The following is a 21644-nucleotide window of genomic DNA, read 5'->3' as shown; positions in this document are numbered from 1 at the left end:
TTAATTAAAAAGCTATTTTTCTTTATTGGAATCTTCGTCACTGGTCTCAAGCATGCCATATTTCCGCAAGAAACGATCAACTCGCCCTTCGGTATCGACAATTTTTTGAGTGCCAGTATAAAAAGGGTGGTTTCCCGACCAAACATCAACGTTAATTTCAGGTTGAGTAGAACCAACAGTCATTACAACCTGACCATTACAGATGACCTTAGCTTCAGGATACCAAGTAGGATGGATATCTGGTTTGGGCATGATTTTTCCTTGATCGCCTAATATATATTGTATAAAAAAATTAACGTTTTGAGAATTGAGGTGCTTTCCGCGCTTTGTGTAAACCGTATTTTTTCCGTTCCTTACAACGAGGGTCCCGAGTCAAATAACCTTCGGTTTTTAATGGTTGGCGATTACCGGGGTCCTGCTGACATAAAGCTCTAGCAACTCCCAATTTAACCGCGTCCGCTTGACCATTTAGTCCTCCACCATGGGCATTGACTAAAATGTCATATTCACTCTCAAAACCTAAAGTTTCTAGAGGGGCCTTGAGTCTTTGAATATACCCAGGAATACGATTAAAATAATCTTCACCAGGCTTTTTATTCACTATCACTTTGCCTTCTCCAGGGACTAGTCGCACTCTAGCGATCGCAGATTTGCGACGGCCTGTTCCCCAATACATAACGCGGTCTTGATTTTCAGTTCCTTGCATTAGTTAGCTCCTTTGGGAATAGTATTAATAGTTAGCGTTTCGGGATGTTGTGCTCCGTGGGGATGCTCAGCACCAGCATAAACTTTTAGTTTAGTGAAAAGCTTTCGTCCCAAAGCATTTTTCGGGAGCATTCCTTTCACTGCTTTCTCGATGATTCTTTCTGGGATGCGCTTTTGCAGTTGCTCAAAAGTCTCCTGTTTCATGCCACCCGGTCTTCCAGAATGACGGCGATAAAGTTTTTGTTGCGGTTTTCTACCAGTAACTATTATTTTTTCGGCATTAACGACAACAACAAAATCTCCGGTGTCCATATTAGGAGTAAAACTCGGTTTCTTTTTACCTCGTAAAATCATGGCAATTTCTGTTGCCAAACGACCTAAACGTTGGTCCGCAGCATCGACTACATACCATTTTTGATCTAAGGTTTCGGGGGTTGGTAAAGCGGTTTTAGTCATTTTCTTAGGAATTGGTAAATTTAGATTTTCTGCTATAACAATTTATTGAGCTAGGACATACTTTGGTTGGGTGTCAAACCATAAATTCTCGGTAAAGGGAAATTTTGGATAACCAACCCTTAACAGACAGAGTCCTTTGGCTGGGGCCGAATATTTAACTTCTTCCCGCTGTTGATTTTTCCAGATTTGAATGAAGTTACTTAAAGAAAGCTTGCGCGCTCCCACTTCAACCAACATACCCACTAAAAGTCGCACCATGCCATACAAAAAACCATCGGCCTGGATTTCCAACTGCAGTAGGGCATCTTGGCGATGACATTTGACATCTTGAACATGAACCCAAGAATGCTTCCTTCCAGAACCTGTCCGCCTAAAAGCTGCTAGATTATTTTTACCTAATAGAGTTTCTAGGGCTTGCTGAATCAATAATTCATCTAAAGGGGCATGGTAATAATGCCAGCTCACTTGATTGAGAAACAGATTCGCTACTTTATCTGTATAAATGGTATAACGATAACGTCGCCATAGGGCAGAAAAGCAGGCATGCCAATCACTTGACACCGCCGCGGAAGAGCGAATCAGAATATCATCTGGCAGTTTGGCATTGACAATCTTGGCCCATTTGGAGGCAGGAATCGGACCTGAGTATTCAAAGTGAGCTACTTGTGCCGCGGCATGAACTCCAGCATCAGTTCTCCCGGCACCATAAATAGTGACTTTACTCCCTACCTCAGATGCGATCACATCTTCGATAGTTGCTTGTATGGTCTTGACTTGAGGTTGTCTTTGCCAGCCATGATAATTAGTCCCTAGATATTGAATTACTAGAGCAACTCTTGGTGATGAGAGATTTTCCTGTGTTTTAGACCCTGCCATCATCCATTCATCATCTAGCTTAAACTAGCTCGATAATTGCCATTTCCGCGTTATCTCCACGACGACGCTTGGTTCTGACAATCCGAGTGTAACCGCCTTCGCGATCACTATAGCGCTCCTTAACTTCATTAAAAAGATCGCTGACTAATTTTTTGTCATAAAGATAAGCCAATGCTCTTCTTCTAGCAGCTAAAGAACCGTCTTTAGCTAAAGTTATCATTCTTTCCACCTCTTTTCTCACTGCTTTTGCACGAGTTTTTGTCGTGGTAATTTGACCATGACGAATAATTTGGGTGGCCAAAGAGCGCAGCAAAGCTTTTCTTTGATCCGCTGGGAGTCCTAATTGTGGTACTTTACATCTATGACGCATGATTCTTGATTTGTTTGCCTTAGCTTTTACCTGATTTTTCCTGGGATAAAGTTATACCCAGACGTTGTTGCAAAGCGTCAATCACTTCATAAGCTGATTTTTGACCGAAATTTTTGATTTCCAAGAGATCCTCTTGGGTATAGTCTAATAAATCAGCAACTGAGTTGATTTGTGCTCGTTTTAAACAATTGTATGCCCGCACTGAAAGCTGTAGTTCCTCGATGGGAATTTGGCTAGTGGGATCTTCATCTTCTTGATAATCCTCTTGAATTTCTTCTAGAGTGAGATCCTTGAGGGGGTTAAATAATTCTACTACCGTAGATGCTGCTTGAGATAGGGCCTCTTCAGGCTTAATGCTGCCGTTGGTCCAAATCTCCAAGACTAGCCGTTCTTTAATTGTTGAACCATCTATTCTGGCATCTTCAACGCTGTAGTTAACCTTGGTAACCGGCATGAAGACAGCATCTACCTGTAAAAAATCCAGTGAGCTACCTTCTTCTTTACCTCTCTCAACTGCTCGGTACCCTTTGCCTTTTTCGATCCGAAACTCCATTTCCAAAGAAGCCCCATCTGCTAAGGTGGCAACATATTGATTGGGATCAATAGATTCTACTTCTGAAGGCAAAGAAAAATGATGAGCCGTTACTGTCCCAGGCCCCGTAGCCGTCAGCCGACCGATTTGAGGTTGAGCAGCATAACTTTTGAGGACAATCTCCTTCATATTGAGAATTATCTCTAAAACATCTTCCCTAACCCCCTCAATCGTGGCAAATTCATGAGTAGCAAAACCAAATTTATGTTCTTGCTTGTTACCATCCTTTGCCATGCCGCCACCAATACGAATCGCAGTCACGGCAGTGCCTTCGAGATTAGATAACAGAACTCTCCGTAGAGCATTCCCCAAAGTAGTACCCTGACCTCTATCTAGAGGTTCAAGAACAAATTTGCTATACTGATGCTGATTCTTTTGTGTTTTCGAATCTACACACTCAATTTGAAATTGCGCCACAGACTAACCTCCGTTCTTTAAAAAAGCAATTTTCCAGTAACCTTCAGAGCAAGCGAAAACCACTTTTTTTTGCTTAATCCTAACTATTGCCATTAAAGTTATACCCTTTATACCCTACGTCTCTTGGGTGGACGGCATCCATTGTGGGGAATTGGGGTTACATCGCGGATCAAGGTAATTTCCAATCCCGCTGCTTGTAAAGCTCTAATGGCTGTCTCCCGACCTGCACCAGGGCCGCTCACCATAACTTCTAGCTGACGCATTCCTTGGTCCATAGCTTTTCTCGCCGCACTATCCGCCGCTGTTTGAGCGGCAAAAGGAGTACCTTTTTTGGCGCCCTTAAAGCCGCTTGCCCCTGCAGAAGACCAGGAAACGACATCTCCCCGACTATCGGAAATAGTCACAATTGTGTTATTGAAGGTAGATTGGATATGAGCTACACCGTTAGGAATGTTCTTTTTTTGTTTTCTTGGCCCGGTTCTTCTCTTTGGTTGCGCCATGTTAATTTACTAATATCAATTGAACTAAGTAATTTAAAGTCTATTTTTTACCTGGAGGTTTTTTCTTGCCAGCAACAGTAAGCTTTCTACCGCGACGGGTTCGACTATTAGTGCGAGTTCTTTGCCCTCTTACTGGTAGCCCCATCCGATGACGACGACCACGATAAGTACCAATGTCGGCTAACCTTTTGATGTTCATTGCTTCCCATCTTCTCAAGTCACCTTCAACTTGATAGTTATCTTCGACATAGGCCCTTAATTTGGCAACATCTTCGTCAGAAAGCTCTCTAACCCGAGTGTCCGGATTGACTCCTGTTGCTTTTAAGATATTCTGAGCGCGAGACAGACCAATCCCGAAGACATAAGTAAGCCCGATTTCTACGCGCTTGTCACGGGGAAGGTCGACGCCGGAAATCCGTGCCACGTTTTGACTCTCCTGTTTTTCTTTGGTTTACAAAATACTGAGCAATATTACGGTAATTACTGGGTTAACCCTGACGCTGTTTATGTTTGGGGTTGGTACAAATTACCATAACGCGACCGCGTCTACGGATGACACGGCATTTTTCGCACATTTTTTTTACTGATGGTCTAACTTTCATCCCTTTTTGGGCAACACTGCAAGCTTATGATTATAATGGTTTTCGGATATCATGTCAAAAATAGTCAAAATTATACTTCGATATATCTGACTAATATCTAATGAACTTTTGTTTTTGGTTTATCGATTTTTAAGGCGATAAGTGATTCTACCTTTGCTTAGGTCGTAGGGGGTTAATTCCACCTTAACGCGATCGCCTGGTAGAATTTTGATATAGTTTCGACGTATTTTGCCGGAAATATGGGCTAAAACGTTAAAACCATTCTCCAAATCCACCCGGAACATGGCATTAGGTAGCGATTCTGTCACCGTCCCTTCCATTTCTATGAGATCTTGTTTTGCCAATTGAAATATCCTCCGAGGTTACTTACAAACTTTAGGCTTGATCGATAATAGCTTTTAAAGCAGTAGTAACACCTTCTAGAGAATCATTACCATTGACTGCTTTTAAGATGCCGCAATCGCTATAAAAACTAATCACCGGCACAGTATCTTGATGGTAAACTTCTAGACGGCGACGGATTGTAGTTTCGTTATCATCCTTCCGTTTACGGGATAATAGTCTTTCGACTAATACCTCATCAGGGACTTCTAGATTGAGGACACAATCAGCAGCTAGGTGCAATTCTTGCAATAATTCTGCCAAGAAAGCCGCTTGGCTGACATTACGGGGAAACCCATCAAGAATCCAGCCTCCCCTGGTATCTGATTGACGTAAACGCTCTTTGATCAAATCCAGAATCAAATCATCAGGAACTAATTCCCCTTGATCCATATAACTACGAGCTTTAATGCCCAAGGGAGTCTCCGCCTTAACAGCAGCCCGGAGAATATCCCCAGTAGAAATATGAGGTATTTGATAAAGATCTGACAAAATCAGAGCCTGCGTTCCCTTACCTGCCCCAGGAGGACCCAAAAAAATTAATCTTTTCACTGTTTTATTGTGGTTGTAACCATAGCTTTAGGAAAAAATTGCATTCCGCTAAATTTCGCATTTTGTTATTTTTTCACCATCCCCTCATATCTCTGAGAGATGACATAAGTTTGAATCTGCTTCGCCGTATCAATCGCCACACCGACCAGTATTAGCAATGAGGTTGCGCCGAAACCGTTAAAAGTTTGGACTCTAGTTGCAGCTTCAATCAAACTAGGAATTGCCACCACAACGGCCAAGAAAATCGCGCCCAACAAAGTCAAGCGATTCATGACCTGTTCTAGATAATTACTCGTGGCCTTACCTGGTCTAATACCTGGAATAGATGTTCCCATCTTTTTCAAGTTTTGCGACATGTCTACAGGATTCATGATCAAAGAGGCGTAGAAATAACTGAAAAATAGAATCAACAATGACTGAAATGCGATAGCTATCCAGTTGATTTCACCTCGCAGAGGAGTCACCGCATTGGCAAATTGGACTAAAATCTGGCCAAAACCACTATCCCCTCCAGCAAACTGAGCCAAAGAAGTAGGCAAACTAATCACAGCTGTCGCAAAAATAATCGGCATAACTCCACCTTGATTCAACCTCAAAGGCAAATAGCTGGTTCTTTCGCGATAAAGTCTTTTTCCAACCTGACGACGAGCCGAGATAATAGGTATTCTTCTAGTTCCCTCCTGGACAAAAACAATACCTACAATGGTCACCAGGAAAACTAATAACAAAATTACAACCTGAGCAACAGCCTCTCTGCCACCCTGTTGGGCAAATTCGATAGTATTCCCCAAATTCTTTGGCAAGGTAGCCACAATGTTGATAAAAATCAACAAAGACGCCCCATTGCCAATACCTCGTTCTGTGATCAACTCGGAAACCCACATGACGAACATCGAGCCCGCAGTCAAAGCCAGAACTGTTTCTGGAATAAACCAGAACCCAGGATTCAGTGCATAAGGACGTAACAGCCCGATTGTCAGCCCTAGACTTTGTAAAATTGCCCAAGCCAGAGCCACATAACGGGTATACTGGGATATCTTGCGACGCCCAGCCTCTCCCTCATTTTTTTGCAGATCTTCTAAAGCTGGAATAGCAGCCGTCAGAAGCTGCATGATAATAGAAGCATTTATAAAAGGTAAAATACCTAAGGCAAAAATCCCGAGAGCAGACAGTCCACCGCCAGTAAAAATATCTAAAAAACCTAGAACCGGAAGATTTTGAACTGCTTCAGCGAAGCTTGCCCGATCAATACCTGGCACAGGGATGAATATACCTAAACGAACCAAGATCAAAAGACCAATGGTTATTAGCAACCGACCTCTCAGTCCAGCTGCTTGAGCCATTTGTAAAAAAGTTTCCTGTGCTGTTGGTGTCTTATCTCTAACCATAAAAGACTACCTGTGATTTCTTATACATTTCAATTAATTTATAAGCTGTTTAATAAGTTAGGCAATGGGGATTTATCTTGTCTTACCATGTAACTTATGATAAACCAACCGTGGCGTTTTGCTTATTTGCCAATCACCTCACAATTCCCACCAGCAGCCTCAATTTTTGAGCGGGCAGTTTTAGTAAAGGCCGCAGCTTTAACATTAAGAGCTACATTTAGTTCTCCATCCCCTAATATTTTTAAGGGACCATCTTTGGTTGTGGTGATGCCCTGAGCCAACAAATACTCTAAAGTCACTTCTGTATTAGCTGCTAAAGAACCTAAAGCGCTAACATTAACGATTGTATAAGTTTTTTGATTAACTAGGGGGAAATGTTTTAGTTTGGGAACGCGACGGTATAAGGGCATTTGACCACCTTCAAAACCAGGTTTAGTGCCAGTCCCAGAACGAGATTTTTGCCCCCGCATCCCAAAACCACAGCTAGCACCTTGTCCGGCAGCAATCCCCCGACCAACACGCCTTCTGCGTCTTTTAGAGCCCTCTTGAGGGGCAATATCATGTAATTTCATTCGTATGTTCCTCTCTATATAGCGAATTAAGCGTATAGGCGCTCGATATCAACCCCTCTTTCTTTAGCCACTTGGGACAGAGTTCGTAAACTGCCTAAGGCGTTGACTGCCGCTCGAGCGTTGTTCAAGGGATTATTCGAACCCAACTGTTTTGCCAGAATATTTTTCACCCCAGCCAGTTCAAGGACCGTGCGTACAGCCCCCCCAGCAATTACCCCTGTACCAGGAGCAGCAGGGCGCATGAATACTTTGGCTCCCCCAGCAATACCGTTAGTAACATGGTTGATAGAGTTAGACTTAGTCAAGGAAACCTCTACTAATTGTTTTTTGGCGTCCGCAACACCTTTACGAACAGCGCCAATAACATCAGCAGCCTTGCCGACTCCTACTCCCACTTGTCCTTTCTCATTACCAACGACGACAATAGCACGAAAGCTGAGCTTTTTTCCGCCTTTAACCACTTTACTTACTCGACGGATCTGGACTACCCTTTCCTGCCAGTTGGATTCTTTTTCCTTACTGCGATTCTTTTTGCGCGATTTTGATTTTGCCATAATGTTACGTACTTGAGTCAGGGATTAATTAAAAGTCTAAACCAGCTTCGCGAGCAGCTTCAGCTAGGGATTGAATCCTACCATGATAAAGATTACCACCGCGGTCAAAAACAACTTTAGTGACTCCTTTCTCTAAAGCTCTTTGGGCGACTAGCTTGCCGACAGCGGAGGAAGCTTCGCAGGTGCTAGTAGATTTGAGATCTGACTTGACCTCGGAATCTAATGTCGATGCGGCAGCTACTGTATTTTGAGCTACATCATCAATAACTTGAGCATAAATATGCTTATGGGAACGAAAAACGCACAAACGAGGGCGATCGGGGGTTCCACTGACCTTCTTGCGGACTCGCCGATGACGACGGATCACTGATTGTTTGCGAGATAACTTCATAGTTATTATTTACCTGTTTTACCTGCTTTACGTCTGACTGCTTCATTAAGGTAGCGGATTCCTTTACCTTTATAGGGTTCAGGAGGTCTGACGGCTCTGATCTTGGCAGAGACATTACCTACTACCTCTTTATCGATGCCCGTTACTATGACATCAGTATTCTTTTCTACAGCAACTTGAATTCCTGCAGGCATTTCCATTTCCACAGGCTTACTGTAGCCGACATTAAGGGTCAACTTACTTCCCTGGGCTTGAGCTCGATAACCAACTCCAATAATCTGCAAGCGCTTTTCAAAACCCTTAAAAACACCTTCAATCATATTAGCGACCAAAGTGCGGGACAAGCCATGTAACTGACGAGCAGTACGGGAGTTATTTTTAGGTGATACTGTTAGTTGATCATCTACCCGCTCTATCGAAATTAAATCGGCTAAGTCTCTTTCTAAGCTTCCTTTCGGTCCTTTTACGGAGACATGAGAACCTTCGATGTTTACGGTTATACCAGAAGGGATTGGTATCGGACGCTTACCAATGCGTGACATGAATATTTACTCCTTAAATTACCAGACATAACAAAGAATTTCTCCGCCAACTCCTTGACGACGAGCTTCTCGATCTGTCATTACTCCATGAGAGGTCGAAACAATCGCAATCCCAATACCCCCTAAGACCCGGGGAATATCTTTGCGCTTGGAATAGACGCGCAGTCCCGGTCTACTAACTCGTTTGAGAGTTCCAATTACCGGCTGACGTCCTTTTCCTTGATATTTGAGGGCTATACTGAGGTACTTGTGAACACCTTCTCCTGTTTCCTCGTAATTACCAATAAAACCTTCTTCTTGAAGCACTTTAGCAATGCTTCGGGTCATTTTCGTCGAAGGTACTTGAGTTTGTTGATGCTTGACCATACAGGCATTACGAATGCGGGTCAGCATATCTGAGATAGTATCGTTTGCTGCCATTATTACCTTTTGTTATCTCCCGATCCTATAGTTTTAGTTTGTACGGAAGGGCATTCCCATTTCCTTGAGTAAGGCTCGTCCCTCCTCATCGGTATTGGCGGTGGTGACGATGGAAATATCGAAACCCCGAATTTGATCGATGGTATCGTAATCAATTTCAGGAAAGATGAGCTGTTCTTTGACCCCTAGGCTATAATTGCCCCGTCCGTCAAAGCTTTTGGCACTAATTCCGCGAAAATCACGAATCCTTGGTAGAGCTAGGTTAATCAAACGCTCCAAGAAGGCGTACATCCGATCTCCTCGCAATGTAACCATCACGCCAACTGGCATTCCTTTACGGAGCTTGAAAGCTGCGATCGCCTTTTTCGCTCTAGTAACCACGGGTTTTTGACCTGTGATAGTTGAGATTTCGCGAATCGATGATTCCAATGCCTTAGCATTTTGAGAAGCTTCTCCTAAACCACGATTAACAATTACCTTAACGACTTTTGGTACTTGATGAATATTGCTATAACCAAACTCTTCTTTGAGCTTGCCAGCAATTTCTGTTGTATAAGTTTCCTTGAGGTTTTTTGCCATGAGCTTTTTCTTATATTTCCTGGGCTTGGTCAGGAAATCACTAAATTTATTTTTGGTAATTAATCAATAATCTCTCCAGTTTTTTTGAGCATGCGTACTTTTTTGCCATCATCCGTAAAGGTATAGCAGACGCGGCTCGCAACTTTCTCCTTTTCGGAGTAGAGCATTACATTAGAACTATGGACAGGAGCTTCGAAGGTACTTATCTGACCTGACTCCCCCTCTTGCTGAGGCTTCACATGCTTAGTGCGGATGTTAACCCCTTTAACGACTACTTTGCTGGATTTAGGCAAAACCTGGAGAATCTCTCCCACTTTGCCTTTATCTCGGCCAGAAATAACCTGTACGTTATCTCCTTTCTTGACATGCATGTTATGTCGTTTGCTAGTAGTTTTCTGAGCCATTAGATTACCTCCGGAGCTAGAGAAACAATTTTAGTAAAGTTTTTATCTCGTAACTCTCGTGCCACCGGGCCAAAAACCCTAGTACCCCGAGGATTGTTGTCAGGATTTATAATCACAGCTGCATTATCGTCAAAACGAATGCTCATGCCACTTTCGCGGTTCACTGCTTGTTTCGTCCGAACAATCACAGCTCTAACAACGTCAGATTTTTTAACTGCCATGTTAGGGAGGGCATCTTTGACTACAGCGACAATTACATCACCAATGTGACCATAGGGACAGTTACCTTTACCCAGCACTCGTAAGCACATTAGTTTACGAGCTCCGCTATTATCGGCAACATTAAGATAAGTCTGTTGTTGTATCACGGTGGTTAGATTGATCTAAATAAAAGTTAAGAATTTTTCTTGTCAATGATTTGGGCCACAGTCCAACATTTAGTCCGACTGAGAGGTCTGGTTTCGCGAATTTTTACGCGATCGCCAATATGGCACTGATTTTCCTCATCATGGACTTTATACTTTTTGGTGCGGACAACGGTTTTCTTGTATTTAGGATGGCGAGTCCGATTTTCTACAGCGACCACAACGGTTTTATTCATTTTGTCACTGACGACTTCGCCAACAATTTCTTTAACTGCCATATGTTGAATTAATCTTTACGCTTCTGCTGGAGATGGAGTTTCTGAGCTAACAGTTGTTGTCTCAGTACTAAGCAACTGACGTTCCCTTTCTACAGTTAACAGTTGAGAGAGACGATGTTTAGTATGCTTAAACATATGAGGTTTTTCTAAGCGACGAGTAGCTTCTTCTAGTCTTAGTTGAAATAGTTCCCGCTTAACTGCCAGCACTTCTGCTGCTAATTCTTCATCGCTAAGATTTCTTACCTCATCAATTTTAGGTAAAGCCATAATCTTACGTATACTCCTCATCACGAGTAATAAATTTAGTTTTTATAGGCAGCTTTTGAGCAGCTAAGCGCATGGCTTCTCTTGCTATGGTTTCTGAGACCCCTGCCATTTCAAACATAATTCTTCCAGGCTTAACTACAGCCACCCAATATTCAGGAGAACCTTTACCAGAACCCATGCGAGTTTCGGCTGCTCTCATGGTCACCGGCTTGTCTGGGAAGACCCGAATCCAGATTTTCCCACCCCGTTTAACGTAGCGAGTCATAGCTCGTCTAGCTGCTTCAATCTGACGGGAGGTAATCCAAGAAGGTTCAGTTGCTTGAAGAGCATAGTCACCAAAGTTAAGAGTGCTACCTCTATGGGCTAACCCTCTCATTCGTCCCCGTTGTTGTTTGCGAAATTTTGTTCTTCTAGGACTTAGCATAGTTACTCCTTTGCTAACTACTGGTTATCATTCCGAACGGTCATCAAATTTCTGACGACGACGATTACGGCGGGGTGTTTTCGCAGGAGTTGCAACAGCGGTTTCTTCTTGTCCAGGAATAACTTCTCCTTTAAAGATCCAAACCTTGACGCCCAAAATTCCGTAAATGGTCAGCGCCGTCCGATAAGAGTAATCGATGTTTGCTCTTAAAGTATGTAATGGCACCCTACCTTCACGAACCCATTCCGTGCGGGCAATCTCCGCTCCATTAAGTCGACCGCTTACCTGAATTTTAATGCCTTGAACCTCGGCTCTTTGAGCTCTTTGGATTGCTTGGCGGACTACTCTACGGAAAGAAACACGACGTTCTAGCTGTTGAGTGATATATTCAGCAATCAAAGTAGCATCGGCATCAACTCGAGCAACCTCAATGACATTAATCCTTATTTGGCGATTATTGCCCACTGTGTCTTGCAACTCAGTACGCAGCTTTTCGATCCCCGCACCACCACGCCCGACAACGACCCCAGGACGAGCGGTATGGATTGCCAAGTCAATTTGATCAGCTTTACGCTCAATCTTAACTTGGGAGATTCCTGCGTTACTTAAACCCTTGGCTACATAGTCTCTTATTAATCGATCCTCTTGTAGCAGTTGGGGGTAATTTTTGGTATCGGCGTACCAACAAGACTGGTGTTCTTGAGTGATACCTAAACGAAAACCAGTTGGATGTATTTTTTGACCCACTATATTTCCTCTGAATACAACAGCTTATTCGGTCACTTCCGGAGCAACCGCGACAGTAATATGACAGGTCGGCTTACGAATTTGATAAGCTCGACCCTGCGCTCTGGGGCGATAACGTTTTAAAACAGGACCTCCATCAGCAAAAGCTTGACTAATAACCAAGCTCGCAGGGTCCAATCCCGCATTATGTTCTGCGTTAGCCACAGCAGAGCGCAATACTTTCAGTACTGGTTCACAGGCTTTGTAAGGCATAAATTCGAGAATAATTAGAGCTTCTCGATATTGACGACCTCGAATTTGATCCAACACTCTTCTCACTTTAAAAGGAGACATGCGGATATATTTTGAGATCGCTTTTGTTTCATTGGTCTTATCTACTGTCATGATGCTTTTTGGGATCTTGGGATCTTTAAAATATTGCTATCGCCGAGCTTTTTTATCACTTTTGGAATGACTCCTAAAGGTTCTAGTCGGGGCAAACTCCCCTAACTTATGACCAACCATTTGATCGGAAATAAACACGGGAATATGTTGACGGCCATTATGAACAGCTACTGTATGGCCAACCATTTGAGGCAGAATAGTAGAAGCACGGGACCAGGTTTTTATGACTTCCTTTTTGTTTTCTGAATTCAACTTCTCAATTTTTTTGAGCAGTTTATCAGCAACAAAAGGACCTTTTTTTAAGGAACGGCTCATAATCAGTTATCAGTTATCAGTTATCAGTTAAGGCGCAACAAAATTTACGCTAAAAAAAGCTTTAAGTATAAATTAACGACGACGAACAATAAGTTTATCGCTAGCTTTCTTCTTCTTACGGGTTTTTAGACCCAAAGCCGGCTTACCCCAAGGAGTAACAGGGCCACTTCTGCCAATGGGAGCCCTTCCTTCGCCACCACCGTGGGGGTGATCACAAGGGTTCATGGCACTCCCTCTAACTTGAGGTCTTCTCCCCAAATGACGACTTTTCCCTGCTTTGCCGAGCTTCAAGTTTCTCACTTCGGCGTTGCCTACTTGCCCAATAGTGGCGTAGCATTCTTTCCGAACCATGCGGACTTCTTTTGACGGCAAACCAATAGTCACATAGTTGCCCTCTTTTGCCATAAGCTTGGCGGCAGTTCCTGCAGCTCTTACTATCTGACCACCTCTACCAACTCTAAGCTCTATATTATGAATCGTTTCCCCTAACGGAATATTGCTCAAAGGTAAAGCATTACCGATCTCAATAGGAGACTCTGGCCCAGAAATAATTTCTGTGCCGACGGTTAATCCAGCAGCAGCTAGGATATAACGTTTTTCTCCGTCTTGATATTCCACCAGGGCAATTCTGGCATTGCGGTTGGGATCATATTCGATCGCGATTACAGTGGCGGGAATATTGAGCTTATCTCTTCTAAAATCAATAGTCCGATAGCGACGCTTATGACCACCACCACGACGGCGGCTAGTAATAACCCCTCTATTATTCCGTCCCTTCGCTCGATGCTTGAACTTGGTTAAGGACTTTTCGGGTTTACTTTTGGTGATTTCTGAAAAGTCGGCAATTGTCGCTTGCCGAGTTCCAGGAGTTAATGGTCTAAAAGAACGAGTACCCATAATTTAAATTGTAATTGCTAATTCTAGCTCGTTAGTTTTCGGGTTAAATAAGTTTGTTTTCTACACGTCAGGGAATAGTTCGATACTATTTCCTTCCTGTAAGGTTACGATCGCCCTTTTGTACTGAGCTTTGTAACCGACAAATCTCCCTACACGACGTTGCTTGCGAGGTAACTTAAGAGTATTCACACTAGTGACTTTAACGTCAAATAGACTCTCAATAGCTGCTTTAATTTCCGGCTTGGTCGCTTTGGGCAAAACATCGAAAACATATTTGTTTTCTTCCATTTGCAAGGTTGCCTTCTCGGTAACGATTGGCTTAAGGATCAGATCCGCGAGATCTCTTGGATTATAATCAGTCACCATAAACCTCCTGTATTTTGGTCAAAGCATCTGTGGTTACTACAACTTGCTGCGCATTGAGCAAATCGTAGACATTCAAGTTGCTTGCCTTGAGTAGCTTTACGTTGGGAATATTGCGGGTGGATAGATTCAGATTTTCGGTAATTTCTGTGACTATCAGTAACACTTTTTGATTGGGATCTACTTTCCATCTTTCCAAAGCAGAAATTATCTCCTTGGTTTTGGGACGAGCAATCTCTTCAGCAAAATTCTCTACTACTACCGCATTTTCTAAGCAACTACTGAAGGCAGTTCTCAATGCCAGACGCCGCTCTTTTTTATTCATTTTGAGGTCGTAGTCTCTGGGTTTAGGACCAAAGATCACACCACCACCACGCCAGAGAGGAGAACGAATCGAACCGGCACGAGCCCGTCCAGTTCCTTTTTGTCTCCAAGGCTTGCGTCCACCACCTCGAACTTCAGCTCTAGTTTTAGAGGAAGCTGTGCCTTGACGAGCTTTAGCCATTTGTCTAACTAATGCCCGGTGGACAATATGATTAGCATTTTCTTCTTTTGCTACTTTTAGCTCCAGGGAGGCCTCTGAGACTTGTTCCCCTTGCCAATTTTTAACTACACAATTCACCATGGTCACTTGTTACTGGTTGATAACAGCTTATTTTTTAGCTCCGACAATATTGGCGGGAGTAATACTCAATAAAGCCCCTGGCTTTCCAGGGACTGCCCCTTTGATTAGGAGCAAGTTGCGCTCAGCATCTATTTGAACAACTTCTAGCTTGCGAATCGTAACTTGTTTACCGCCGTAGCGCCCGGCCATCTTTTTCCCAGGATAAACACGTCCCGGAGTAGTACCAGCACCAGTAGAGCCTGGGGCACGATGATTTTTGGAACCATGAGCCATTTGACCTCTTTTGAAGTTATGGCGTTTTTGGTATCCAGCAAAACCACGGCCAATAGTCTTCCCACTGATATCAACAATGGCTCCGGCATCAAATAAGCTGGCACCTAGTGCTTGACCTAATTCAAAGTTCGCAACATCGTTAGTGCGGTATTCCTTGAGATGACGCAGCGGAGAAGCCGAAGCTTTCTTCAAATGGCCCAATTCTGGCTTAGAGAGAGCTTTTTCTTTGACTTCTTGGTAGCCAATCTGAACGGAGCAGTAGCCGTCAGTTTCTTGGGTTTTGATTTGGGTAATAGTACAAGGACCAGCTTGAACCACAGTTACGGGAATAGCAGTTCCCGTTTCTTGGTTAAAGATTTGGGTCATGCCTAGTTTGGTTCCCAGTATGCCGACAGACACAGATGTTAACCCCTTTTTCGCTAAAGAACATTAAATAAGATCGCAGCCGCATGTTAAACTGTTACTTTTTTATTAATTAGCAACAGTTTAGATGGTCATGCTGCCTATTGAAGACACAAGAAATGTCTACCAAAACAACATGGGTAGCTACTTAATATATGGTTTTGTTTTCTAAAAGTTATGACCTAACAACCCGACGGAACAGATGTTGCTTGAGCTGAGGTCTTTATATTTGCCTGGGCTCTTCTAGACTTAAAGGTAAATTCCCTTCAGTATCCAAGGAAGCAGGCAGAAAACATTAATGGTTGCTCAGTAACTCGAATAAAGTTAGGAAACTTTACTATTGTCCGAGCAGACAATAAATTTATTTAGCCACAATCATAAATTGTACATGATGATTGCGATTTTCTCCAATTTTTTTTATCGACTAAATTATAATGACTGTTGATCGTCAGTTTTATGTCAGAGTCAATGTTCTAAAATCAATGACAGAGCAACCAACCAAGTCTAATTCTAATCCAGAAAATCTCATCCCAGACGGCAATCAAGATGGCCAGAATGCTCAGGTTGAAATTGAGAACTCATCGCTCAGCTATAAGCCCAATACTATTTATACTCTGATTAACCCTCTGGTAACAAAAATTTCTACCTTCAAGATGCCCTTGACTAAATCCCAAATGCTCCTGATTTCTTTAGTTGTTATGGGAATCGGATTATGGTCGAGGATTGCTTTTCTAGCTATTTTAGGAGCTATGGGAGCTTTATTGCTTTCTCTGGGGGTTGTAATTAATTCTATTAGAGGCTTAATTGCCAGATTCCTCACACCTTCAGAAAAAAGAAATCTTTTAGCCTTTATTAGTTTTGCTCTGGCGATCGCAGTATTGCTCAAATATTTGGGGTTTTATGTCAGTATTGGCAATTGGTTAAACAATTTTAAATATGATGAATTTGGTTCTTGGGCAGAATGGGTCGGAGCCTTAGGCCAAATCTCGATCGCAATTCTCGCAGTTTATGTCGCTTGGGCCCAGTATATTATCTCCAGAGATTTGACTATTCAACAAAATCTGATTACCCAGCAACAAACTATTGATGCTTACTTTCAGGGAATTTCTGACCTGACGATTAATGAGGAAGGTTTACTCGAAGATTGGCCCCAAGAAAGAGCGATCGCAGAAGGCCGAACTGCCGCCATCCTGTCAAGTGTTGATTCTGCTGGCAAAGCCAAGATTCTGCGTTTTTTATCCCAGTCTCGATTATTAACTCCGCTTCAGCGAGATAGTCGTCTTGGGAGACCAATGCTTGATGGCACTGGAGGTTATGCCGAAGATCGGCTTCATGGTATTAGAGTGATTGATCTAGGAGTAATCCTGGCGGGAACAGATTTATCCGGTCAGGATTTGCGTTGGACTGATTTGAGCAATGCCAATATGGTGAGAACCAATCTTTCTCAAACTGATTTGGTCAAGGCCAATCTCTCTCGTACAGTCTTATACGAAGCGAATCTCGAAGATGCAGATCTCAAGGGCACCATTTTGTTTTACGGTGAAGCAGACACGGCAACTCCTCGCACTCGCACCGCGATTCCTAACTATAAAACAGGTGAACATACAGGAATGGTGGTAGAAAGGGCAAATTTATCGCAAGTGAAACGCCTTAATGAAGAACAGCGCTACTATCTTTGTGCTTGGTGTGGCGAAAAAAGCCGGGAGACAATTCCTGGGGGGTGCCAAGGAATTCCCAATAAATTGGGAAGGTAAATTACAAGATTAGGGGACGATTTTAGGGTATTTGATAATTAATTATTGACAATTGTTAAAGAAATTAGATATCCTGTAATGAATCGCATCATTCTTTAAATCATATTGTTTAGTAGCTCGTATTATTTCGGAGTACTTAAGAGAAAATTCGGACAGGGGAAACTACGTGTTTTCCGTTAAAGCACTGAGTATTTTGAGGAAAATGCATAAAATACGTATTTTTACGGTTGTAGAATTAAGTAAGTACAGCCCTTAATATACATATGACTCTATAACGTTTACCTCCACACAAAATAAAATGACTTACTATTCCCAAGAGCTAGCTAACAATCGCTGGGGTATTTACGAGGAAAACAAACTATTAGCAACTATTGGTTGTTACAAAACCTGTCAGCGCATTGTCGCGTTATTGAGAGCTAGCAATCCTAAAAAAATCCCTATTACTCAAGATTTACGTCCACTAAACCAAACCAAGAAATTTAAAACCAAAACATCTAGAAAAAAATCAATCTCCCGCAGCAGGGTGCTTGTATAGCAACTATATAACGGCTGATCCTGTTAATAGGTAGCAGTCCTACTTTGCTTAGTATGAATTGTATAATTACTTAGGCAAAATCCCGAAACTTTTGCTCTGAATGTTTCCTTAATCTTAATTTGGGATTGCTACCGTTAAATTTTCAAAATTCAGCCAGGGTTTTTTGATCTAATTGCATCTTCCAATGAAGTTTGTAAATCCTGGGTTAAATTAGCAATAGCTTGGCGGCGGTTAGACTTATAATCATCCCCATAATTAGCAATAATTAGTGGTTGTTTTACTGTGAACTGTGCCCATTTGTTTCCTAAAAAAGGCAGCTTCAGATTAGATTGTCCTTTTAGGCGAGCTACTATTTTCCACAGTAATAAAATAGTATCAGCAAAGCGTTCTGCGGTAGGCTTTTCCGCCACATATCTCCCCGTAACACTAACCAAGTTTTCTACTAGTCGCATATGCCAAAGACGTAGTTCAGCTTCCGAGGCAACCAGATTTGCTAAGCCTTTAACGGCGGGAGCAAGACTATCCAATTCGGCTAAGTCCTGACGATAAATCCGCTCCCAACCTGCCTGTTCAACTCGCCGGCAGCGATCGCTCAAATTTCCATTGGGTTTGACGGCAAAAGCTTGTTCGGTAACACTTAAAGCAGCGTTCAATAAGGCTTGAAGGCGGGATGGCAAGTCTTCATTTTCAGGGGTAGGAGTTTGCCGATAAAACTGACTGTAAAACTTTTCTAGCAATGATAGTAAATGTTCTGCTAGTTGAGAAAGTCGCCCGTAAAATAGTTTCTCTTGCTCTAATGTTAAGGGATGCCCGTTTCTTAACCCCATACTAGAGCTTGCTTGCTCTGTTAGTCCGCTGTCAACTTCGAGTTGAGACAACAGTTTTTCTAAAGATCGCCAAGGGTCTTCAAAAAAATGATATCTAATTCCTAATGGTGCGATCGCAACGTCCGCATCAATCTGAGCTTTTTGCAAATCCTCCTGGCACCAGAAACCGAATTGGGCAATCCCAGGTTCGAGGGGACTAATGATTTCATTATGGCCATTGGTCGCACCTTCTGGGGCGGCGGCGAGGGGAAACTGACCATTGACAAATAAGTCGCGAATTGATCGCAATCCTTGGCGATCTAAAGTGCCTCGACGAATGGGGGTCCCTCCTAGCTGGGAGATCAGCCATCCCACCTTCGGGCCTGCCCAGAGAGGAATCCCGCGATCGTAGATAAAATGGGTATGAACCTGAAAGTTTAGCGGGTTCCCGGATTGTTTGGCAATTTGGGGCAATAGGTTCCACAATAGCTGACTGATACAGGGAGGATCGATAGTAGAAGGATGACGAAAAGCAATTAAAAATCGGGTTTTTCCCTGATCAAACTGACGATAGAGTTCAATCAATTCTTCGGCATTATCTACTCTGACATCAGTAATGCCCTGGGTATAACGCAACCAAAAGGGGACTAGCGATCGCGATCCTCGCCAAACAAGGTCATTATAGGCTGGAGGAATGAATTCCAATGAAGGTTGTACATTAATCATGCGATCGCCCAGATAGATAAAAGGAACAATGGAGTTAAATTTAGCTTACGCAAGATGGGTTGCCAAGTCAGATCTCTCTATAGAATGATTGACCAAATCTGGTTGAAATAAGTGTCGCGCGATCGCACTATAGAGTAATCTGCTTAAACAAATAAACATCGTTAATAGTACTCATTGTTCGTTCTATTCCATAGTCTAAAGTTGTTTACTTATCAGAAGGAACTATTAACTTTAGCTGCTGAATCAAAATTGGTATTTCATTTTGAACAACATCCCAAACGATATTGAGGTTAATATCATCGTATTCATGAACTAAGCGATTTCTCATTCCGTTAATCTCTTGCCATGAAATATTGGATAACGTGGTTCGAGTTGTTGCGGAAACCCTTCTTGCGGCTTCAGCAATGACTAACAATCTTCTAATTACTGAATCTTGAAGTTGAATATTTTCAATAAATTCATCTTTTGAACATTGATTGGTGTATTGTATGATAAGTTCCGCCGATTGCAACATATCAAGCAGAAATTGAAGATCTCTTTGCATAAATCACCTGAACCGAGGATAGGATTTCTTGACGGCGCAAATAGTTACGACTGGATTCAATACCTTGACGAGTAATTAGATCGACTTCTCTTTGAAAAATAGTTTTTAACTCTGCTTCCATCTGCTCAAGATTTAAGAAGGTAGGATGAGCACTAGCATCAAATTGAACCATGACATCAATATCGCTATCGGGACGAAAATCATCCCGTAAAACCGAACCAAAGAAAGCAAATTCAATAATTTGCCAATTTGCGCAAAATGTTTTGATCTTCTCTAGGGGGATTTCTATATTTTCTACTTTCATCTTGGAAGTTAAGGAAGCTAAGAGAATTTTAACTCTAATTCGTGATCTCAAAGAGATCCGCTTCGCGGGTCGCGGAATATTATCTATGGTGCGATCGCTGGATAAGCTATGAAATGCAATGTAAATTCTTTATTGATAAAATAATTATGACCATAGATATATAACCATGACTAAAAATGGCACAAAATCGAGAACAAGTAGGTGCAGGAGAATTTAAAACCCATTGTTTGAAACTAATTGATCGCGTTAACCAAACAAAACAACCAATAACCATTACTAAACATGGTAAGCCAATGGCTCAACTTACTCCTATTGAAGACGAAAACTATTCTTTATTCGGTTGTTTAGCTAATACTGTTGAATTTCATGGAGATATTGTTGAAAGCATTGGGGAAGTTTGGGAGGTAGATGTCTAATTTAGATCGAGGCATCCTACTCGATACTCATACTTGGATTTGGCTATGCACTGGGTCAACAGAATTATCGACAGATACAATTACTTATATCAATTTAGCTGGAAGTAAGGGAAAGGTATTTGTCCCCGCTATCTCAGTTTGGGAGTTATCGATGCTAGTCTCGAAAAATCGAATCACTTTGACCAAGCCAATCAATCAGTGGGTAAAAGAAAGTTTAGCTCAACCTGGTGTTAACCTATCTTTGCTTACTCCAGAAGTAGCAATTGAAAGTAGCTTTTTGCCAGGAGGTTTTCACGGAGATCCCGCAGATAGAATGATTGTGGCTACGGCAAGACTCAATGATTTAACTTTGCTTACACGCGATCTTAAAATTCTTAGTTATGGAGAGAATGGTTATGTTTATTGTCAAAAATGTTGATATCTTATCGTAATCGCGATCGCGTAATATCATGTCTAGTGCGATCGCAAATTATAGACTTTAAGGCGATCGCTTGTGTTTAATAAAAACTCGCTCATCCTTTTGCGACATAGCAAACTTCCATTTCATCTAAGATTTGATCTCGTATCTGATAGTTGAGAAATTTGGGAGTAACTAAATCAATTTTTCTCCCATCAAATAATTGGGAAATTTCTTCTTGAATTTGATGGAGTTTAAAAAATCCAGGTGTATACCCAACTTGAAATTCTACCAATACATCTATATCACTATTGGGCATAAAATCATCTCTCAGCACCGAACCAAATAAGGCAAATTTATTAATATGGTAGAGCTGGCATAGTTCTTTGATTTGTGCGATCGGAATTTTTACGTTTTTAACTTTCATCGTGGGTTCAATTCTATCGCTGGTTATCCATATCATATACATCTCAACCATAGCGCTATTAATAAGACAAGTATTGTGCGATCGCGTTTAGTGG

At 42.2% G+C, this 21644-nt stretch carries 38 protein-coding genes; 4 read left to right on the top strand and 34 right to left on the bottom strand.

The genetic code is table 11. The annotated features are described in order from the left end of the window. Positions 1–12: 12 nt before the first annotated feature. The 30 genes from rpmE to rplC form a co-directional block, all read right to left on the bottom strand. Positions 13–252 carry a 50S ribosomal protein L31 gene (rpmE, locus tag XEN7305_RS24895; RefSeq protein ID WP_006512318.1) on the bottom strand — a complete coding sequence of 80 codons (240 nt, stop codon included), beginning with the start codon at positions 250–252 and terminating at the stop codon, positions 13–15. 40 nt (positions 253–292) lie between these two features. Next, positions 293–706 carry a 30S ribosomal protein S9 gene (gene rpsI, locus XEN7305_RS24890; RefSeq protein WP_006512317.1) on the bottom strand — a complete coding sequence of 138 codons (414 nt, stop codon included), beginning with the start codon at positions 704–706 and terminating at the stop codon, positions 293–295. Next, positions 706–1161 carry a 50S ribosomal protein L13 gene (gene rplM / locus XEN7305_RS24885; protein WP_006512316.1) on the bottom strand — a complete coding sequence of 152 codons (456 nt, stop codon included), beginning with the start codon at positions 1159–1161 and terminating at the stop codon, positions 706–708. Before rplM ends, rpsI begins: the two co-directional genes overlap by 1 nt. 42 nt (positions 1162–1203) lie before the next feature. Beyond that, positions 1204–2037 carry a tRNA pseudouridine(38-40) synthase TruA gene (gene truA / locus XEN7305_RS24880; RefSeq protein ID WP_006512315.1) on the bottom strand — a complete coding sequence of 278 codons (834 nt, stop codon included), beginning with the start codon at positions 2035–2037 and terminating at the stop codon, positions 1204–1206. 19 nt (positions 2038–2056) lie between these two features. After that, a complete protein-coding gene (gene rplQ, locus XEN7305_RS24875) occupies positions 2057–2407 on the bottom strand; it encodes a 50S ribosomal protein L17 (RefSeq protein WP_006512314.1) in 351 nt (116 codons plus the stop codon). Positions 2408–2426: 19 nt separating this feature from the next. Beyond that, positions 2427–3416, bottom strand: coding sequence for a DNA-directed RNA polymerase subunit alpha (locus tag XEN7305_RS24870; protein ID WP_006512313.1), 990 nt, complete (start codon positions 3414–3416; stop codon positions 2427–2429). Between the two features lie 107 nt (positions 3417–3523). Continuing rightward, positions 3524–3916, bottom strand: a complete 393-nt coding sequence (gene rpsK, locus XEN7305_RS24865; RefSeq protein ID WP_006512312.1) for a 30S ribosomal protein S11 — start codon at positions 3914–3916, stop codon at positions 3524–3526. A 40-nt stretch (positions 3917–3956) separates the two neighbouring features. Continuing rightward, positions 3957–4340, bottom strand: a complete 384-nt coding sequence (gene rpsM / locus XEN7305_RS24860) for a 30S ribosomal protein S13 (RefSeq protein WP_006512311.1) — start codon at positions 4338–4340, stop codon at positions 3957–3959. Between the two features lie 64 nt (positions 4341–4404). Continuing rightward, on the bottom strand, positions 4405–4518 hold the full coding sequence (gene rpmJ / locus XEN7305_RS27965) for a 50S ribosomal protein L36 (RefSeq protein ID WP_071590601.1): 114 nt from the start codon (positions 4516–4518) through the stop codon (positions 4405–4407). A 119-nt stretch (positions 4519–4637) separates the two neighbouring features. Further along, on the bottom strand, positions 4638–4862 hold the full coding sequence (gene infA / locus XEN7305_RS24855) for a translation initiation factor IF-1 (RefSeq protein ID WP_006512310.1): 225 nt from the start codon (positions 4860–4862) through the stop codon (positions 4638–4640). 31 nt (positions 4863–4893) lie between these two features. Continuing rightward, positions 4894–5451 (bottom strand): adenylate kinase, encoded by a 558-nt coding sequence (locus XEN7305_RS24850; RefSeq protein ID WP_006512309.1) that lies wholly within the window; start codon positions 5449–5451, stop codon positions 4894–4896. Positions 5452–5516: 65 nt separating this feature from the next. Continuing rightward, complete coding sequence (gene secY / locus XEN7305_RS24845) at positions 5517–6839, bottom strand: preprotein translocase subunit SecY (protein WP_006512308.1); 1323 nt, start codon at positions 6837–6839, stop codon at positions 5517–5519. 122 nt (positions 6840–6961) lie between these two features. After that, positions 6962–7411, bottom strand: coding sequence for a 50S ribosomal protein L15 (gene rplO, locus XEN7305_RS24840; protein ID WP_006512307.1), 450 nt, complete (start codon positions 7409–7411; stop codon positions 6962–6964). A 26-nt stretch (positions 7412–7437) separates the two neighbouring features. After that, positions 7438–7965, bottom strand: a complete 528-nt coding sequence (rpsE, locus tag XEN7305_RS24835) for a 30S ribosomal protein S5 (RefSeq protein ID WP_006512306.1) — start codon at positions 7963–7965, stop codon at positions 7438–7440. 28 nt (positions 7966–7993) lie between these two features. Beyond that, positions 7994–8356 carry a 50S ribosomal protein L18 gene (gene rplR / locus XEN7305_RS24830; protein WP_006512305.1) on the bottom strand — a complete coding sequence of 121 codons (363 nt, stop codon included), beginning with the start codon at positions 8354–8356 and terminating at the stop codon, positions 7994–7996. Between the two features lie 5 nt (positions 8357–8361). Continuing rightward, entirely contained in the window at positions 8362–8898 is a 537-nt protein-coding gene (gene rplF / locus XEN7305_RS24825; protein ID WP_006512304.1) for a 50S ribosomal protein L6, read from the bottom strand. 18 nt (positions 8899–8916) lie between these two features. Further along, a complete protein-coding gene (rpsH, locus tag XEN7305_RS24820) occupies positions 8917–9318 on the bottom strand; it encodes a 30S ribosomal protein S8 (RefSeq protein ID WP_006512303.1) in 402 nt (133 codons plus the stop codon). Between the two features lie 33 nt (positions 9319–9351). Then, positions 9352–9897 carry a 50S ribosomal protein L5 gene (rplE, locus tag XEN7305_RS24815; RefSeq protein WP_006512302.1) on the bottom strand — a complete coding sequence of 182 codons (546 nt, stop codon included), beginning with the start codon at positions 9895–9897 and terminating at the stop codon, positions 9352–9354. A gap of 59 nt (positions 9898–9956) precedes the next feature. Then, a complete protein-coding gene (gene rplX / locus XEN7305_RS24810) occupies positions 9957–10301 on the bottom strand; it encodes a 50S ribosomal protein L24 (protein ID WP_006512301.1) in 345 nt (114 codons plus the stop codon). Beyond that, a complete protein-coding gene (gene rplN, locus XEN7305_RS24805; RefSeq protein ID WP_006512300.1) occupies positions 10301–10669 on the bottom strand; it encodes a 50S ribosomal protein L14 in 369 nt (122 codons plus the stop codon). Before rplN ends, rplX begins: the two co-directional genes overlap by 1 nt. A 26-nt stretch (positions 10670–10695) precedes the next feature. Then, the gene (rpsQ, locus tag XEN7305_RS24800; RefSeq protein WP_006512299.1) at positions 10696–10944 is read right to left on the bottom strand and encodes a 30S ribosomal protein S17; all 249 of its coding nucleotides are present in this window, start codon (positions 10942–10944) and stop codon (positions 10696–10698) included. 15 nt (positions 10945–10959) lie between these two features. Continuing rightward, a complete protein-coding gene (gene rpmC / locus XEN7305_RS24795) occupies positions 10960–11211 on the bottom strand; it encodes a 50S ribosomal protein L29 (protein WP_006512298.1) in 252 nt (83 codons plus the stop codon). A 4-nt stretch (positions 11212–11215) separates the two neighbouring features. Next, a complete protein-coding gene (gene rplP / locus XEN7305_RS24790; protein ID WP_006512297.1) occupies positions 11216–11635 on the bottom strand; it encodes a 50S ribosomal protein L16 in 420 nt (139 codons plus the stop codon). 27 nt (positions 11636–11662) lie between these two features. Then, on the bottom strand, positions 11663–12382 hold the full coding sequence (gene rpsC / locus XEN7305_RS24785; protein ID WP_006512296.1) for a 30S ribosomal protein S3: 720 nt from the start codon (positions 12380–12382) through the stop codon (positions 11663–11665). Positions 12383–12406: 24 nt separating this feature from the next. Beyond that, positions 12407–12766, bottom strand: coding sequence for a 50S ribosomal protein L22 (gene rplV / locus XEN7305_RS24780; protein ID WP_006512295.1), 360 nt, complete (start codon positions 12764–12766; stop codon positions 12407–12409). Positions 12767–12802: 36 nt separating this feature from the next. Then, positions 12803–13081: a 30S ribosomal protein S19 gene (gene rpsS / locus XEN7305_RS24775; protein ID WP_006512294.1), complete on the bottom strand. Its 279-nt coding sequence runs from the start codon at positions 13079–13081 to the stop codon at positions 12803–12805. Between the two features lie 72 nt (positions 13082–13153). Continuing rightward, positions 13154–13978: a 50S ribosomal protein L2 gene (gene rplB / locus XEN7305_RS24770; protein ID WP_006512293.1), complete on the bottom strand. Its 825-nt coding sequence runs from the start codon at positions 13976–13978 to the stop codon at positions 13154–13156. A gap of 60 nt (positions 13979–14038) precedes the next feature. Beyond that, positions 14039–14341, bottom strand: a complete 303-nt coding sequence (locus XEN7305_RS24765) for a 50S ribosomal protein L23 (RefSeq protein WP_040899529.1) — start codon at positions 14339–14341, stop codon at positions 14039–14041. Then, a complete protein-coding gene (rplD, locus tag XEN7305_RS24760; protein WP_006512291.1) occupies positions 14334–14966 on the bottom strand; it encodes a 50S ribosomal protein L4 in 633 nt (210 codons plus the stop codon). Before rplD ends, XEN7305_RS24765 begins: the two co-directional genes overlap by 8 nt. 27 nt (positions 14967–14993) lie before the next feature. Further along, entirely contained in the window at positions 14994–15638 is a 645-nt protein-coding gene (rplC, locus tag XEN7305_RS24755) for a 50S ribosomal protein L3 (RefSeq protein ID WP_006512290.1), read from the bottom strand. Positions 15639–16123: 485 nt separating this feature from the next. Between rplC and XEN7305_RS24750 the strand changes: the two genes are divergently transcribed. Together XEN7305_RS24750 and XEN7305_RS24745 are read left to right on the top strand one after the other, a co-directional pair. Continuing rightward, the gene (locus XEN7305_RS24750) at positions 16124–17395 is read left to right on the top strand and encodes a pentapeptide repeat-containing protein (RefSeq protein ID WP_040899567.1); all 1272 of its coding nucleotides are present in this window, start codon (positions 16124–16126) and stop codon (positions 17393–17395) included. A gap of 298 nt (positions 17396–17693) precedes the next feature. Next, positions 17694–17930, top strand: a complete 237-nt coding sequence (locus XEN7305_RS24745) for a hypothetical protein (protein ID WP_006512288.1) — start codon at positions 17694–17696, stop codon at positions 17928–17930. A gap of 149 nt (positions 17931–18079) precedes the next feature. On the opposite strand, the gene XEN7305_RS24740 is transcribed toward XEN7305_RS24745, so the two are convergent. From XEN7305_RS24740 to XEN7305_RS24730, 3 genes are all read right to left on the bottom strand, one after another. Then, positions 18080–19462 carry a 1-acyl-sn-glycerol-3-phosphate acyltransferase gene (locus XEN7305_RS24740; RefSeq protein WP_006512287.1) on the bottom strand — a complete coding sequence of 461 codons (1383 nt, stop codon included), beginning with the start codon at positions 19460–19462 and terminating at the stop codon, positions 18080–18082. Positions 19463–19667: 205 nt separating this feature from the next. After that, the gene (locus XEN7305_RS24735) at positions 19668–20006 is read right to left on the bottom strand and encodes a DUF86 domain-containing protein (RefSeq protein ID WP_006512286.1); all 339 of its coding nucleotides are present in this window, start codon (positions 20004–20006) and stop codon (positions 19668–19670) included. Then, positions 19978–20310: a nucleotidyltransferase family protein gene (locus XEN7305_RS24730; RefSeq protein WP_006512285.1), complete on the bottom strand. Its 333-nt coding sequence runs from the start codon at positions 20308–20310 to the stop codon at positions 19978–19980. The genes XEN7305_RS24735 and XEN7305_RS24730 overlap by 29 nt, the downstream gene beginning before the upstream one ends. Positions 20311–20486: 176 nt before the next feature. Between XEN7305_RS24730 and XEN7305_RS24725 the strand changes: the two genes are divergently transcribed. Both XEN7305_RS24725 and XEN7305_RS24720 read left to right on the top strand, forming a co-directional pair. After that, entirely contained in the window at positions 20487–20726 is a 240-nt protein-coding gene (locus XEN7305_RS24725; protein WP_006512284.1) for a type II toxin-antitoxin system Phd/YefM family antitoxin, read from the top strand. Next, positions 20719–21144: a type II toxin-antitoxin system VapC family toxin gene (locus tag XEN7305_RS24720; protein WP_006512283.1), complete on the top strand. Its 426-nt coding sequence runs from the start codon at positions 20719–20721 to the stop codon at positions 21142–21144. The genes XEN7305_RS24725 and XEN7305_RS24720 overlap by 8 nt, the downstream gene beginning before the upstream one ends. Before the next feature lie 94 nt (positions 21145–21238). Here the strand turns inward: XEN7305_RS24720 and XEN7305_RS24715 are convergent, their stop codons facing one another. Continuing rightward, positions 21239–21586, bottom strand: coding sequence for a nucleotidyltransferase family protein (locus tag XEN7305_RS24715; RefSeq protein WP_238569044.1), 348 nt, complete (start codon positions 21584–21586; stop codon positions 21239–21241). Positions 21587–21644: the final 58 nt, after the last annotated feature.

The organism is Xenococcus sp. PCC 7305, assembly GCF_000332055.1.
Taxonomy (GTDB): Bacteria; Cyanobacteriota; Cyanobacteriia; order Cyanobacteriales; family Xenococcaceae; genus Xenococcus.
The sequence above is the reverse complement of the archived record's forward strand: the minus strand, read 5'-3'. Positions and strand labels throughout refer to the sequence as shown.